This is a genomic window from Mesorhizobium sp. WSM4816 (genome assembly GCF_055811535.1).
Genome location: NZ_JBVVQR010000038.1, coordinates 14745 through 29204, shown reverse-complemented (window position 1 = coordinate 29204; position 14460 = coordinate 14745). Strand labels below are relative to the sequence as shown.

The following is a 14460-nucleotide window of genomic DNA, read 5'->3' as shown; positions in this document are numbered from 1 at the left end:
GACAATTACTTCTACCTCCGGGTTCATTGCTGCAGGCCTGCCGTCGCCTGGCCCGGAACCACTGCGAGTTCAATCTCGTTATCCGCGCGATCCCACTGCCGGGGTTGATGAAGTCACTCTCGTCAGCCCCGGCAGGCTGGTTCCGGCTGCAGATGTCGGCGCTCGATTGCACAGCAATTTCTTGCGCGAGCAAAGGAATCAGGCCAGCATCCGAACGTTGGGGGAAAAAGCATTTATGGCCGGACGCGGCGTATCTGCGACCTGACGAGCCGGCCACTGGGAAGATACGTTCCAAGAACGGGCAAGCGAAACGCTTGATAACTCGGTGATAGGAATTGCGCCCATGCCTGCTTCCACAACCCGACTGGCCTCTGCCGTCAAGACGGCGCGCCGCCTCCTGAATTCGATCATTGCGGTGGTGGTTCTGACGGCCGCCACCATTGTATTTGCAGCGCCGGCTTTGGCGCACGACGCCACGCCGACTGCAGCGAAGCCGCAAGGCTGGAGTTACCCATTCTCCTGTTGTTCCGGCTACGATTGCCGCGCGGTCTCGCAGACGTCGATCAGCGAGCGTCCGGAGGGCTATGTCATCAAGGGAACAGGCGAGGTCGTGGGCTACAGCGATGCACGGATCAAGAATTCGCCCGACGGCGAATATCACTGGTGTTCGGTCGCCGGCGCCAATGACGGAAAGACCATCTGCCTGTTCGTGCCGCCGTCGTCGTTTTGATGCATGTCGCCCAAAAGCTTGCTCCGAGGGCCATGGCCTGACCCGAGGGTGCGCAGCGGTTTTGGGATACGACATGCATCAAAAAGAGTGAAGCGCGCCACGCGTCCGACGCAGGCAAGCCGAGTCTGCTGACAGACGGTTGTCAACGGCGCCTCTTTATGTTGCCTTACCGCGCTGGCGCGAAGCAATCGCGAGGGAGGCGTCATGACCATAAAGGCAAGCTGCCACTGCAGGGCGACGACGTTCGAGGTTTCGGAAGCGCCGCTAACCGTGACGCAATGCACCTGCTCCTTCTGCTCGAAACGCGGCTCGTTGTGGGCCTATTACGTCCCGTCGCAATTCAAGCTCACCAGCCCGCTCAAGAATGTCTCTTTCTATCAATGGGGCTCGAAAACGGTAAAACATGGTTTCTGCGCCACCTGCGGCTGCGGCACCTTCACCGAAACGCCGGACTGGTCGACCGGCAAGCCGGATTTCGACAATCCGAAAATCAGCGTGAATTCTCGCCTGTTCGACGATTTCGACCTCGATCAGGTCGAGCTCGTCGTCATCGACGGCAAGAATCTCTGGTAGCCGACAGTCTCTGCCAGCCGATCGGAATTGCGCAAATAGCGGCGGTTGAATTGACCGGGAAAAGCCGTGGCCAGCCGCTTTTCCCCTTCCATTTTTCGCCGCATTTCATGTTACAAGCATAGAGCGACGTGCGTCCACTTGGACGCACAAGGGATGCGGCGCGCCACTGGTGGGACCGCGGACTGGAGAGGGACTACCTGATGAAAAAGACTGTGCTCGTCGCAGTGGCGACGGCTGTGCTCGTGAGTGCCTGCACCACCACCGATCCGTATACCGGACAACAGAAAGTTTCCAACACTGCGGCCGGCGCCGGCATCGGCGCGCTGGCGGGTGCGGGACTTGGCCTGCTTGCCGGCGGCAACGATCGCCGCAATGCGCTGATCGGCGCTGGCGTCGGCGCGCTCGCTGGCGGCGCCATCGGCGCCACGATGGACCAGAACGAGGCCGAACTGCGCCGGCAGCTTCAGGGTTCCGGCGTCAGCGTCACCCGCAGCGGCGACCAGATCATCCTCAACATGCCGTCCGACATCACCTTCAACGTCGACCAGGACGCGGTGAAGCCCGGCTTCTATCAAGTGCTAAATTCGGTCGCGCTTGTACTGAACAAGTTCCGCCAGACCACCGTCGACGTGTTCGGCCACACCGACTCGACCGGTGGCGACGAACACAATTTCGACCTGTCGCAGCGCCGCGCGCTGGCGGTCGCCAATTATCTGTCCGGGCAGGGCGTCGATACCCGCCGCTTCGCCGTCACCGGCTTCGGCAAGACGCGTCCGATCGCCTCCAACGCGTCGGCCGCCGGCCGCGCCCAGAACCGCCGCGTCGAGATCCAGCTCTCACCGCTCACCTGAGCAAGCCAGACAGAAGACCGCATTGCACATGAAAACGGCCCCGCAAGGGCCAGTTTTTCTTTGAGAATTTCTGCTGTGATCAACCCAATTTCTGCTGTGATCAGCCCTTGGCGACGATGCGCATGAACGCGGGCATGTCGTCACCGAATCCGACGGTCCCATCGTTGTCTTCCTGGCGATGGCGGGCCGGGCGATTGCCGTCGCGCTGCGGCCTGGTGTCGCCACGTTCCGGCGCGCGCTGTTCGTTGCGATGGCGATCGGGCGAAGCCTTGCGATCGGGTAAAACTTGGCGTTCGGGTGAAGCTTGGCGTTCGGGGGAAGCTTGGCGCTCGGTGTTTTCCGAGCGGATCGCTTCCTTGCGCGCGCGCCGCTCACCGGCATCGGCGACCGCCGTCTCGGCCGCCACCGGCTGTTCCTCGCGCGCCGCATCCGGTGCTGCAGCTTCGCTTTGCTTGGCGTGGCGTTCGCGTGGCCTGCGTTCGCCCCTCTCCTTGCCATCGTCCTTGCGGCCGGCGCGGCGCGGCGCGCCGCGGCCACGGCGGGGAGCATCGTCCTCTCCGCCCTCGCTGGCGACGACCGTCGACAGATCGCCGTCATGCCACTCGATCTTGTTGCCAATCAGCCGTTCGATCGCGTCGATGTATTTGGTGTCGGACTTGGTGGCGATGGTGAAGGATTTGCCCGAGCGGCCGGCGCGGCCGGTGCGGCCGATGCGGTGGACATAGTCCTCGGCATGGATCGGCACGTCGTAATTGAAGACGTGGCTGACATCGGGGATGTCGAGGCCGCGCGCCGCGACGTCCGACGCAACGAGATAGCGCAGTTTGCCGTCACGGAAATTGGCCAGCATCTGCATGCGCGCGCGCTGGTCCATGTCGCCATGCAGCGCGCCGGCGTCGAAATCGTGTTTCAGCAGCGAGCGGAAAAGCTCCGAGACCTCGATCTTGCGGTTGCAGAAGATGATGGCGTTCTTCAGCTCCGCATCCTCGGCCTTTATCAGATTGCGCAGCGTCTCGCGCTTGTCCCAGGGTTTCGAGCCGGATTTCACCAGACGCTGGATGATGTTGGTCGCGGCGGACGCGGCCTTCGAAACCTCGACGCGCACCGGTGCGTGCAGGAATTTCTCGGTGAGCTTGGTGATCTCAGGCGGCATCGTCGCCGAGAAGAACAGCGTCTGCCTGGTGAACGGGATCATCTCGCAGATGCGTTCGATGTCGGGAATGAAGCCCATGTCGAGCATGCGGTCGGCCTCATCGATGACCAGGATCTCGACGCCGTTGAGCAGAAGCTTTCCGCGCTCGCGATGATCGAGCAGGCGGCCTGGCGTCGCGATCAGCACGTCGGCGCCGCGCTCCAGCTTCTTGTCCTGCTCGTCGAAGGATACGCCGCCGATCAGCAGCGCGATGTTGAGCTTGTGGTTCTTGCCGTATCTGATGAAGTTCTCTTCAACCTGCGCGGCAAGCTCGCGCGTTGGCTCGAGGATCAGTGTGCGTGGCATGCGGGCGCGCGCCCGGCCTTTTTCGAGGCGGGTCAGCATCGGCAGCACGAACGAGGCCGTCTTGCCGGTGCCGGTCTGGGCGATGCCCAAAATATCCTTGCCGAGCAAGGCGTGCGGAATGGCGCCGGCCTGGATCGGAGTCGGTTCGGTGTAACCGGCGTCGGTAACTGCGGAAAGGACCTTCGGCGACAGGCCGAGGTCTGCGAAGGTCAACACGTCTTGAGCGATCTGGGTGTCTGAGGACAAGTTTGGCTGTCTTTGGCTGGTTCGGGGGCGCAACGCAAGCGGTCGCGGCAAGCGCCGCGCGCCTGCAAGATTGGTATTGCAGGTAGGCGCAAGCCTACGATTTGTCAACACAAACAGGCGGGGGACGGCACGATTGTGAAGTCGTAACCTTAATCGCGATGATTAATCGAATTGCTGTCGCTGCGCCGGCTCAATAGCGGAACTGTTCGGCGAGAATGCGCTCGTTCCACGAGTGGCTCGGATCGAACAGCAGCGTCGCCGTTACCGTTGGCGATTCCTGCACCGTAACCGAGGTTACGGCCTTCACCTCGGTGTGGTCGGCGGCGGCGTTCACCGGCCGCTTTTCCGCCTCCAGGATATCGAAGCGAACGGTCGACTTGTTGGAGAGCAGCGCGCCGCGCCAGCGGCGCGGGCGGAACGGGCTGACCGGGGTCAGCGCCAGCAGCGGCGCGTCGAGCGGCAGGATCGGTCCGTGCGCGGACAGGTTGTAGGCGGTCGAGCCGGCCGGCGTCGCGACCATCACACCGTCGCAGTTCAATTCCTCCAGCCGCACTTGCCCGTCCACGGTGATACGGATCTTGGCCGTCTGGTAGGACTGGCGCCACAGCGCAACCTCATTGATCGCCAACGCCGAGATCGTTTCGCCCTCAGCCGTGACCGCCTGCATCTCCAGTGGACGGATCGTTTCGGCAACGGCTGCGGCGATGCGCCCGGTCAAACCGCTGGCGCGATACTCGTTCATCAGGAAGCCGATGGTGCCACGGTTCATGCCGTAGACCTTTTTTCCCGTGCTCATCGTGTCGCGCAAGGTCTGCAACAGGAAGCCGTCGCCGCCCAGCGCCACGACGATCTCCGCATCCTCGATGGACGCTTGGCCATAGCGCGCCGAAAGGCTCTCCAGCGCCGCCTTGGCGTCGGCGGTGTCGGACGAGACGAAGGCGAAGCGGCTGGCGGCTTTGTTCATGGCTCCCCAATGGCGATGTTGATGGCGACCGGTTGGTGGCGACCGGTTGCTTGGGCCGCGCCAGCGCCGGGTTAGCATGGGCTGGCAAATCTGCAAAGCAAGACATCTGGCGCCGCTTGACACAGCGCCGGCAGGAGCCGCCGGCCTGCTGCTCGCGCATCGTATCGAGTGACAAGCGAATGTGATGGTTAAGACGGGGATTAAACTCTCGTAAAGCCGGATCGACCATGTTAGCCGGCAGTGGATGGGCGGCGTGGGGGCCAGCTAGTCGGACCGATTTATTGCCGGTAACACGCCTGATTGTCATCGTCTTGATGCTGGGAAGTTTTGCGCTTGCCTTTGCCCAACTGGTGCGCCAGTCGGAACAGACGAGTTTGCGACCCCAACCAACGGCCTCACGCTGCGGCGATGCCGCCGGCACGCCGTGCCCGCAACGTGCGTTGTGACTTCGCCAGGCACTTCTCGCGATAGGAGGCCGGTGCTTAGCGCGCCTGCAGCAGATGGCAGCCGGCCTGCCGCTTTTGTGCGAGATACTCGTCGATAAGCTGGCGGTAGCGCACCTTGCCGAAGCTCGGGAAGTGGCCGCCATGCACGACCGCAACATCGAGCCCGCGCATCCGCAGCAGCGTCTCGACATAGTCGTCGACAGCGGAATGATAGACATCGTCGATCAGCGGGCCGTCATAGACGATGTCGCCGGAAAGCAGGATGCCGGTCTTCCTCTCGTAGAGCGCGATGCCACCGGGCGAATGGCCCGGCGTGTGGATAACCTCGAAGGCACGGTCGCCGAGATCGACGAAATCGCCTTCTCCAAGCAGACGATCGGCCGGTGCCGGCTGGATCCGGTAGCGCGTGGCATCCCAGCCCTGCGGCATTGCGTCGAACATGGCGTCGGTCGCGTAGCGGTCGGCGACCGTCCATTCATTGCGCGGGTCGGCGAGGATTTCTGCTTCGGCCGCATGCACGCAACGGTCCGGGAATTCGTGATGGCAGCCGATATGGTCGAAATGCGTGTGGCTGGCCACGCAAACGAGCTTTCGCTCCGTCACCAGCGGGACGTGGCGCCGCAGGCTGAAATGGCCGAGGCCGGTGTCGAACAGAAGATCGCGATCGCGGCCGCGCACATGCCAGATGTTGCAGCGGAAGAACGGCTTGATCCACGGCTCGTGGATCAGCGTCACGCCATCGCCCATACGGATGGCCTCATACCAATTCGGTGCGTCGATGACCGGAAGCGTGCCCATGGCTCAGCCCGCCAGAAGAATGACATCGCCAGCGTCGCACGAAACCGCAGAGATGTCGCCCGGCTGGACGACCGCAGCAGCGGGAACCCTGGCGATGAAGAGCAGCGCCGGGTCTTTCTCGGAGACAGCCAGCACGCGCTTGAAGCTGCCCTGAAACACCACGTCGCTCACCTTGGCCGTGCCGAGCCTTACCGCGCCGCCGGTTGAGCCGAGGACAAGGTGCTCCGGACGAACGGCGAGGGCGACAGTCGTTCCGGCCGGCAGTGTGCCGGGCAGCGAAAGCGCTCCGTTTTGGGTCGCGACAGTGATTGTTCCGTGCTCCGCCGCCGTCACCGTTCCCGATATCAGCGTGCTCTCACCCATGAAGGTTGCGGAGAAGCGCGTCGCCGGCCGCGCATAGACGCGCTCCGGCGGCCCTTCGTCCTCGATGCGCCCGTCATTCATCACCACGCAATGGTCGGCCAGCGCCATCGCCTCTTCCTGGTCGTGGGTGACGTGGATGAAGGCGGTGCCGACGCGTTTCTGGATCGCTTTCAACTCGTCCTGCATCTGCCGGCGCAATTTTAGGTCGAGCGCGCCGAGCGGTTCGTCGAGCAGCAGCACCGCAGGCTCGACGACAAGCGCGCGGGCCAGCGCGACGCGCTGCCGCTGGCCGCCGGAAAGCTGGTGCGGCTTCTTGTCGAAGGCGGTGGCCAGCCCGACCAGCGCCAGCGCCTCGCGCGCCCGCGTGGTCCGTGTCGCGGCATCGACGCCTTGCATGCGCAGGCCGAAGCCGACATTGCTACCGACGCTCATGTGCGGAAACAGCGCATAGTCCTGGAACACCGTCGTCGTCGGTCGCTTCGCCGGCGGCACCGCGGTGCAGTCCTCGCCACGGATCAGCACCTTGCCTTGGCTCGGCGTGACGAAGCCGCCGAGAATGGACAAAAGTGTCGTCTTGCCGGAGCCCGACGGGCCGAGCAGGATGGTGTAGCTGCCCGGCTCGATCGTCAGCGACACGTTCTTCAGCACGGTATGCTGGCCGAAGCGGTGCGAGACAGCGCGGACATCGACCAGTGGCGCGGTCATGTCGGCTTCCTCCGCAACAGCATCAGTTCAAAAAACACCACCAGCACGATGGAGACGGCGAAGACCAGCGAGCCGACGGCGTTGGTCTTGGGATTGAGGCCCGAGCGCAGGAGGTTCCAGATCTCGACCGGCAGTGTCGTGTCGAAGCGCGTCAGCAGGAACGAGATCACGAATTCGTCCCAGGAGAAGGTCATCGACAGGAAGAAACCGGCGAAGATCGCCGGCGCCATGACAGGCACCGTGATCAGCAGCAGCACCTTCCATTCAGGCGCGCCGAGGTCGCGCGCGGCACGCTCGATGTTGATCTGGTGGTCGCCCATCTGGCTGTAGATGATGGCAAAGCACAGCGGCAGGTTGATCACGACATGGCCGATGCCGGCAGCAAGCAGCGATTTCGGTATGCCGGCCCAGTTGAACAGCACCAGCAGCCCCATGCCGATGATGAGATAGCTCACGGTCAGCGGCAGCGTGATCAGCCCGCGCAGCAGGGCCGAGCCCGGCAGCGCGAAACGCGCAAAACCCCAGGCAGAGAGGAAACCGAGCGTGACGGCGGCAGCCGAGGAGAGGGCAGCGACCAGAAGCGAATTGACCAGCGCCGAGGTCAGCCGCGTGTCGGCGAGCACGGCGTCGTACCAGCGCAGCGACGGCCCGGTGAAGGGCGGGATCGGAAACGACGTCGCCTGCAGCGAAAACAGCACCAGCACGACCACCGGCAGGAAGATGAAGCCATAGATGGCGATGGCGTAGAGCAACGAGACGATGCGGACAACGGCGCGCATGGTCAGGCCCGCTCGATCTTGAGCCAGCGGGCGCAGGCGAGATAGGCAATGGTGACGACCGCCATCAGGATGATCGACAGCGCCGAGGCGAGCGGAAAGTCGCCGCGCCTGCCGATCTGCATCATCACCAGCTGCGGCATCAAAAGCTCGTTGTTGCCGCCGAGGATCTGCGGCGTGATGTAGTCGCCGATGCACAGCACGAAGGTGAGGAAGGCGCCGACCATGATGCCGGGCAAGGTCAGCGGCAGGACGACATGCAGGAACGTGCGCACCGGCCCGGCGCCGAGATCGGCGGCTGCCTTGCGGTAGCTCGGGCTGAGCTGCTTCAGATTGGCGAAGATCGTCAGCGTCAAAAGCATGACGAAGAAATGCACGAAGCCGATGACCGTGGCCAGCCGCGTGTTGGCGAGCTGCAGCGGCTCGCTGAACAGGCCGGAGTCGGTCAGCGCGCGGTTGATCACGCCGTTCTGCGCCAGCACCAGCAGCCAGGAATAGGAGCGCACGACATAGGAGGTCCAGAACGGCAGCACCGCCAGCATCAGCGCCAGCCGCTGCCAGCGTTCCGGCACCTGTTCGGCCAGGATCCAGGCGAAGGGGTAGGCGAGCAGCACCGAAATCACTGTGACGATGGCTGTAACCTGCAGCGAGTTCACCATCGCCTGCAAATAGGCCGGATTGGTGAAGAACTGGCTGTAGTTGCCGAGCGTAAAGCCGCCGCCGTCATGCGCCGTCAGGCTGGAAAACCCCATGGCGACGAACGGCAGCACGAAGAACAGCAGCGTCCAGCTGAGCGCCGGCGTGACCAGCGCCCAGGGCAGGGCACGGCCCGTCCGAGGCAGGGCGCGGCCCGCCCGGGGCAGGGCACGCCCGCTCTTCGTGGTAGAGTTCACGACCGGCTACCGGTCACTGCGCCTGCAGCATTTCGGTCCAGACGTCCTGCATCTTCTTGTCGAGATCGGCATCCGGCGCCGGATAGGGCTGGGCGCGGGCGAGGAAATCCGGCTGCTCGTCGAAGCGCAGGATCTTCTTCTGCTCATCGCTCAGAGCCGCCTTGGTATTCGCCGGCATGCCCCAATAGCAGGCAGAGGTGGCAAGCCGCGCCTGGCCTTCAGGGCTCATGATGTACTGGATGAATTTTAGCGCCGTGTCCTTGTTTTTGGAATCCTTGAACATGGCCAGCGACTGCGACCACAGCACAGCACCTTCTCTGGGAATCGAGAAGTCGAGGGCAGGGTTCTCCTTGGCCAGCCCGGCCGTCACCCATTCGCCGCCGCCGACCAGAATGTCGACCTCGCCGGTCGCCAGCGCGGTCTGGCTGGCGGTCACTTCGCCGACCAGCTTGGCATTGGCCTTCATCTTGAGCAGCTCTTGCTTGATGGCCGGAAGGTCGGCTTCGGTCAGCTCGGCGGTCTTCTTGCCGATCGCCAGCGCCGCCATGCCGATGACCGGCAGGTAATAGTCGTAGATGGCGATCTTGCCCTTGTATTGGTCGCCGGTCAGCGCGGCCAGCGACTGCATATCGGCCGGATCGACCTTGGTCTTGTTGTAGCCGATGGTGTTGTAGCCGAATTTTTCGGTGATGCCGTAGCGCTTGCCGTCGACCACGGTGGAGCTGTCCATCTTCACCTGGGGAAAGAGGTCGGCCAGCGGCAGCTTGTCTTCCGGCAGCGGTTCGAACAGGCCCTTTTCGACGCCGCGCGGTATGTCGATGCTGTCGATCACCATCACGTCCCAGTCGCCGGGCTGCGACTGCTCGACAATCGCCATGCCGGCGCCGGTGCCCTCGAACTCCTTGACATTGACCTTGACGCCATTGGCCTCCTCGAAGGGCTGCAGCAGCGCCGGGTCGGCGTGATCGCACCAGATCAAGGCGTTGAGATCGGCAGCCTGGGCGAGGCTGCCCGTCGCCAGCAGCAGCGCTGTCGCTGCACACGCGGCGTGAAGGTGGCTCTTCAGAACCGAAAGCGGCTTCCTGGTCGTTGGATTCGAGATGTCTGGATTGATGGTCATCGAGTGTTCTCCCTTGCCTTTCTGGCTTCTGGCAAAAAATTGAACCAATTCTAAAATTGAGTCAATTCTGTTTTTATGGCAGATAGCCGACATGAGCGGATTGCGGGCAAGGCAAAAGGCGGATCGGCATCGACGCATTATCGAGGCGGCGGCGGCGCTTTTTCGCGACACCGGCTATGAAGGCGCCAAGATCGAGACGATCGCGGCGCAGGCGGAAGTCTCGGTCGGCACGATCTACAACTATTACCAGAACAAGGGCGACATCCTCGGCGCCATCGTCTCGATGGAGGTCAACGAGGTGCTCAATGCCGGGCGCGGCGTCGTCGCCAACCCGCCGGCCAATGTCGGCGATGCGCTCGACACGCTGCTCGGCATCTATATCGAGCATTCGCTGCATTATCTCAGCAAGGAGATGTGGCGGCAGGCGATGGCGATCTCGACGCAACTGCCCGACAGCCCGTTCGGCCAGGCTTACACGGCGCTCGACCGGGCGCTGACCGAGCAGATCCGCGCGCTGATCGCCCGGCTGCAGGGGCTCGGCCTGGTGCGCCGGGACATCGACGGGCAGGCGCTCGGCGAACTGGTGTTCAACAACATGAACATGATGTTCATCGAATTCGTGAAGCGCGACGGAGCGAGGATTGCCGAACTGCGCGCCGCGATACGAAGGCAGAACCGGATTCTGGTGGCGGCGATAGCGGTGTGAGGGGCTCCCGATGGATTTCTGGCGGCCCGGACGCCGCTAGCCGCAATCGCGCAGGTTCAATTCCGCTGGTGGGAGCACTTCCGCTGTCGACCACATCGGCAGTGTTCTACCGAGCATGCCTGGGTGGCCGCGCACGTGGAAACGGCACGACGGTCAAGGGCGCCTTACGGAATTCGGCGATGGCTATTTCTTCAATCAGCAAGTCCAGTGCCTCGCTGACGCGTTGGCTCGTTTCGTCCGTGCCGCAGAGCCGGTTTTGGGCGCACTCCAAGAGCTCGCGCGCTGCAGCGAAGTCGCTTCGCATGACACCACCCGTCGTTCAGCCCACCGCCCGGACATTGTCAGCGCGCTAAATTGAGCGATTGCTAATATACACAGGGGCATTTTAATCGAATGGCATTAATGGCCGGGAGCGAGAGATGCCGGCCGGTCCGCATCGCCCTGCTGCATCCCGTTGGTTCTGATGTCCCGGACCGGAGGCATGGGCGCTTTGCTTTGCGAAACGCGGGGATTAGTCCTGATACGATCTTGGGCGGCTTAGAAATTCTCTGGCAGCGGCAATCTGGCGTCGATGCTCGCGAAGGAAGGTCAGGCTGAAACAGATCGAAAAGGCCAGTCCCGAAAGGGCTATCGTGGCCTGCGAGGTCGGATCGGGATCGGCAATCATCAGGAAGCGGAAACCGAACGCCAACGCCAGGGCAGCAAGACCACCATACATGCCACCAACAAAGGGGGCGATCGTGCGTTTCTGCTCCAACGGCGACTCCTATGGTTCCACTGCGGAATACCTGTGGTTCCTGCTACGGGATACCTATGCTCCACAAGGGGACTACCTGTGGTCCGCTAGCGAATATATCCGTTGAAGCTGATGGGCTATGGCCGCGGCCTGTGGAAATCGGGGATGAGCAGGTTTCGACCGACCCTGGCACGTAATCACAAGAAGCCGGTTTCTTGCTGGTGCCCCCGGACGGCGTCTGTTTTCAATAGCGATAGATGTAAGCCGGCCTCCTGAAGCCGCGCTTGCACTTCACCTCTTCCTTGTATTCATCGCCCTCCCACTTGCGCTCAATCTTGCAATTGCCGCGCCGAAATTCTTTTTTGAAGCTGTAGCGTTCGCGCTTCCGCTCATAGTCATCTTCGTCTTGGTAGCGGCCCTGCCATTTGCCATGACCGCTCTCGTCCTTCCACGGATCGGCAGCGGCCATGCTGATGCATCCGGCCATTGCAATGCCGGCCATGAGGGTGACGAGCACCTTCATAAGCGATCCTCTTTTTGCTGGTCTCCGCAACTGATTGAAACTCCGTCGAAGACTTTCTGTTGCGTGGGCCGCTTTGCAGAGTGTGGACGGCCCTCAACGTTTTCATCAAGCCCGGAAGCTCATCCCGCCGGGCCCGATATCCGATGTCACAATCAGCCGCCGTTAGCAGGTGCTGCCGGAGCAGGTGCTGCCGGAGCAGGTGCTGCCGGAGCAGGTGCGGCCGGCTCTGCCGGAGCGGGCGCGGCTGGGGCAGGTGCGCTCGGCTCTGCCGGAGCGGACGCGGCTGGCGCTTCGACGTTGGGCGCTTCGACCGTAGGCGCTTCAACCTTTACGTCGACATCCTTTCCGGTGCCCCCGCCGTTGATGTTGATAACGCCGGTGAACAACAGCAGGATCACGATTGCGATAATTGCGAGAACGACGGCGACAGCGGTGCCGGCGCCATTTCCGCCTGAGTTAACAACGGTGGGACCGTCAGCCATGACTATCTCCTATTCTCAATGATCACTGGTCGGCAACGGGAGCGGCGGGCACTTAGTTCCGGCGCCGGGCTATGGTCCATGACGCAGTAAGACTGAAGTCTGTGCGTTAAAGACAGAGGGCTGAGGCTGGCAACCAAGATCTTGGCAAGGGATTGGTATTTGGCCGCCGAGCAAGTCCCTTCATCGGTGGTTCCGGGTGCCTCGCTGTATACTCATCGGCGGGCACCCTATATGACACCTAACGGCGGAGAGAACTGTGACCCTTATCCAGAGCAAACAGAATGTCGATGCGGTCGCAAGCCGACCCGCCAATGACAATCAAACTCCTGACCCAACAGATTTCTCGGTGGTTGATCTTGTTTCGTCGAGCGACGATGACATCGTTGCAATCGTCAGGCGAACAGAGCGCCTGGCCTTCGCCGTGATTATAGTAATGGCGATCTTCCTGATCTTTGCACCGGTATTCTTCATTGCCCTGATGTATGGGATCTAGAGGTCCCGATTAGCCCTCGCCCCCCTTGCGCAGCGCGGCAAAATCCGAAAGGCCGGCCTCATTCAAGACGACAGGCTTTGGTGCCCCCGGACGGCGCTAAGGGCCAAATCCAACCGGGGCGTTCCACCCGAAATTACCGTATAAAATCAAGTGGATAGAAGGGGCTCTTCCCCCGAAGCGGTTAAGCTCGGTGTACCTCTTTGTGCCCGAGCGGTGTACCTTCTGTCAACTGTGTCGGCAGGGGATTTAACCGGTACGATCTGGCCGGTCTTCCTGAAAACTTTCATTCTCTCGGGCTTCCACAATCTGTTAGGCACTGGTTGGAGTGACTACGATCAGGCAGTCGTGGTACTTTTGCTGGCTTGAAAGCGTGACACATACCGCGGTTTGCCTTGGGAGATGCCAAAATGCGCATGCCCTTGCTCTTCATTCCACTGCTGCTTTTGCACATTCCGATTGTATCGCATGCCGCCGCCATCCACGATGCCGCTATGGAGGGCGATGTCGCGGCGATCACAGCAGCGCTCGATGCGGGCGCTGATGTAGATGAGAGTGATGGAAGCGCAACGCCGCTTTATCTCGCGGTCTTTATGGGCCACATCGAAGCAGCAAAACTGCTCATAGAACGTGGTGCCGACGTCAACGCCCAGACGACTGGTGGTCCCCCACTGATGGCGGCTGTCGGGACAGGCAAGATCGATCTGTTAAACCTGTTGCTGGAGCGGGACGCGGATCCAAATTCCGATCGTGGTGGCGAGTTCGCCCTTCATGTCGCCGTCACTCTCGATTGTTTCGACTGCGTGAAGGCACTGGTCGAGGCCGGAGCGGACGTGAATGCGAAGGCAATGCACGGCAAGACGCCGCTCCATCTGGCAAAAAACAGGGGGCAACGCGAAGTTGCCGACTATCTCTTGGCGCATGGCGTCGTCTTGCCAACACCAGCCCCAATCTCAATGAAGTTGGCTTCTGCCGATGTCGAGAAAGGCCGAACCGAATACACCCGCCGGTGTACTACTTGCCACGACGCCGAGCCACAGGGAGGAAACAAAATAGGACCTAACTTGTGGAGCGTCGTCGGCCGCGACAAGGCATCCATGGCAGACATGCGTTACTCCGACGCCTTGATGGGCTGGGAGGGTGTATGGACGTAGGAGGACCTGAACAGATTTCTCTTCGGGCCCATGCTCACCACGCCGGGCGTTAAGATGGAGACTCCCGGTGTCCCGGACGAGACCGAACGGGTCGACCTGATCGCGTATTTGCGCACACTCAGCGACAAGCCGATCCCGCTGCCCTGAATCGGCGATCTTTGCGCAAGTACTGCTACGGACCTGCCACGCGCCAAGGCTTCGATCGTTGCCGAGCACTGAACGCGCTCCAGGGTCAAACCGCTGGGTGCTATGACCTCATTCGAGAGACTGGGAATGGCCGGTGCTTCTCAGTCCGAAGCTCATCCCGGTCCGTATTCGGTGACATCGATCCCCGCCCAAGCGCCAATGGTCCGATCTGCTTTCCACATTGGCACGGTGCCGATTGTGACCCTGACAGGCTCGCCAG

General features: G+C 62.1%; 16 protein-coding genes. 6 read left to right on the top strand and 10 right to left on the bottom strand.

Features of this window, described 5'->3' with window-relative positions; genetic code table 11:
* Positions 1-343 precede the first annotated feature (343 nt).
* The 3 genes from AC0L3H_RS27690 (at position 344) to AC0L3H_RS27680 (ending at position 2154) form a co-directional block, all read left to right on the top strand.
* Positions 344-730, top strand: a complete 387-nt coding sequence (locus AC0L3H_RS27690; protein ID WP_023798148.1) for a hypothetical protein — start codon at positions 344-346, stop codon at positions 728-730.
* Between the two features lie 204 nt (positions 731-934).
* The gene (locus AC0L3H_RS27685) at positions 935-1303 is read left to right on the top strand and encodes a GFA family protein (RefSeq protein WP_473587588.1); all 369 of its coding nucleotides are present in this window, start codon (positions 935-937) and stop codon (positions 1301-1303) included.
* A 200-nt stretch (positions 1304-1503) separates the two neighbouring features.
* Entirely contained in the window at positions 1504-2154 is a 651-nt protein-coding gene (locus tag AC0L3H_RS27680; RefSeq protein ID WP_031254560.1) for a YiaD family glycine zipper/OmpA-like lipoprotein, read from the top strand.
* A 100-nt stretch (positions 2155-2254) separates the two neighbouring features.
* On the opposite strand, the gene AC0L3H_RS27675 is transcribed toward AC0L3H_RS27680, so the two are convergent.
* From AC0L3H_RS27675 to AC0L3H_RS27645, 7 genes are all read right to left on the bottom strand, one after another.
* On the bottom strand, positions 2255-3898 hold the full coding sequence (locus tag AC0L3H_RS27675) for a DEAD/DEAH box helicase (protein ID WP_473587587.1): 1644 nt from the start codon (positions 3896-3898) through the stop codon (positions 2255-2257).
* A 190-nt stretch (positions 3899-4088) separates the two neighbouring features.
* Positions 4089-4862: an NAD kinase gene (locus AC0L3H_RS27670; RefSeq protein WP_128246554.1), complete on the bottom strand. Its 774-nt coding sequence runs from the start codon at positions 4860-4862 to the stop codon at positions 4089-4091.
* A 482-nt stretch (positions 4863-5344) separates the two neighbouring features.
* Complete coding sequence (locus AC0L3H_RS27665) at positions 5345-6106, bottom strand: MBL fold metallo-hydrolase (protein WP_473587586.1); 762 nt, start codon at positions 6104-6106, stop codon at positions 5345-5347.
* Positions 6107-6109: 3 nt separating this feature from the next.
* Entirely contained in the window at positions 6110-7174 is a 1065-nt protein-coding gene (locus tag AC0L3H_RS27660; protein ID WP_473587585.1) for an ABC transporter ATP-binding protein, read from the bottom strand.
* The gene (locus AC0L3H_RS27655; protein WP_473587584.1) at positions 7171-7953 is read right to left on the bottom strand and encodes an ABC transporter permease; all 783 of its coding nucleotides are present in this window, start codon (positions 7951-7953) and stop codon (positions 7171-7173) included. Before AC0L3H_RS27655 ends, AC0L3H_RS27660 begins: the two co-directional genes overlap by 4 nt.
* 2 nt (positions 7954-7955) lie before the next feature.
* The gene (locus tag AC0L3H_RS27650; protein WP_473587583.1) at positions 7956-8843 is read right to left on the bottom strand and encodes an ABC transporter permease; all 888 of its coding nucleotides are present in this window, start codon (positions 8841-8843) and stop codon (positions 7956-7958) included.
* A gap of 13 nt (positions 8844-8856) precedes the next feature.
* Positions 8857-9963: a polyamine ABC transporter substrate-binding protein gene (locus AC0L3H_RS27645; protein ID WP_473587582.1), complete on the bottom strand. Its 1107-nt coding sequence runs from the start codon at positions 9961-9963 to the stop codon at positions 8857-8859.
* A gap of 91 nt (positions 9964-10054) precedes the next feature.
* Between AC0L3H_RS27645 and AC0L3H_RS27640 the strand changes: the two genes are divergently transcribed.
* Complete coding sequence (locus AC0L3H_RS27640; protein WP_473587581.1) at positions 10055-10669, top strand: TetR/AcrR family transcriptional regulator; 615 nt, start codon at positions 10055-10057, stop codon at positions 10667-10669.
* Positions 10670-11180: 511 nt separating this feature from the next.
* Here AC0L3H_RS27640 and AC0L3H_RS27635 read toward each other — a convergent pair.
* From AC0L3H_RS27635 to AC0L3H_RS27625, 3 genes are all read right to left on the bottom strand, one after another.
* Complete coding sequence (locus AC0L3H_RS27635; protein ID WP_473587580.1) at positions 11181-11426, bottom strand: hypothetical protein; 246 nt, start codon at positions 11424-11426, stop codon at positions 11181-11183.
* 223 nt (positions 11427-11649) lie between these two features.
* Complete coding sequence (locus AC0L3H_RS27630) at positions 11650-11928, bottom strand: hypothetical protein (protein WP_473587579.1); 279 nt, start codon at positions 11926-11928, stop codon at positions 11650-11652.
* Between the two features lie 152 nt (positions 11929-12080).
* The gene (locus AC0L3H_RS27625; protein WP_023798135.1) at positions 12081-12410 is read right to left on the bottom strand and encodes a hypothetical protein; all 330 of its coding nucleotides are present in this window, start codon (positions 12408-12410) and stop codon (positions 12081-12083) included.
* 256 nt (positions 12411-12666) lie between these two features.
* Here AC0L3H_RS27625 and AC0L3H_RS27620 point away from each other — a divergent pair, with 256 nt between their 5' ends.
* Both AC0L3H_RS27620 and AC0L3H_RS27615 read left to right on the top strand, forming a co-directional pair.
* Positions 12667-12903 carry a hypothetical protein gene (locus AC0L3H_RS27620; protein WP_473587578.1) on the top strand — a complete coding sequence of 79 codons (237 nt, stop codon included), beginning with the start codon at positions 12667-12669 and terminating at the stop codon, positions 12901-12903.
* Between the two features lie 407 nt (positions 12904-13310).
* Positions 13311-14054 (top strand): ankyrin repeat domain-containing protein, encoded by a 744-nt coding sequence (locus AC0L3H_RS27615; protein WP_473587577.1) that lies wholly within the window; start codon positions 13311-13313, stop codon positions 14052-14054.
* Positions 14055-14460: the final 406 nt, after the last annotated feature.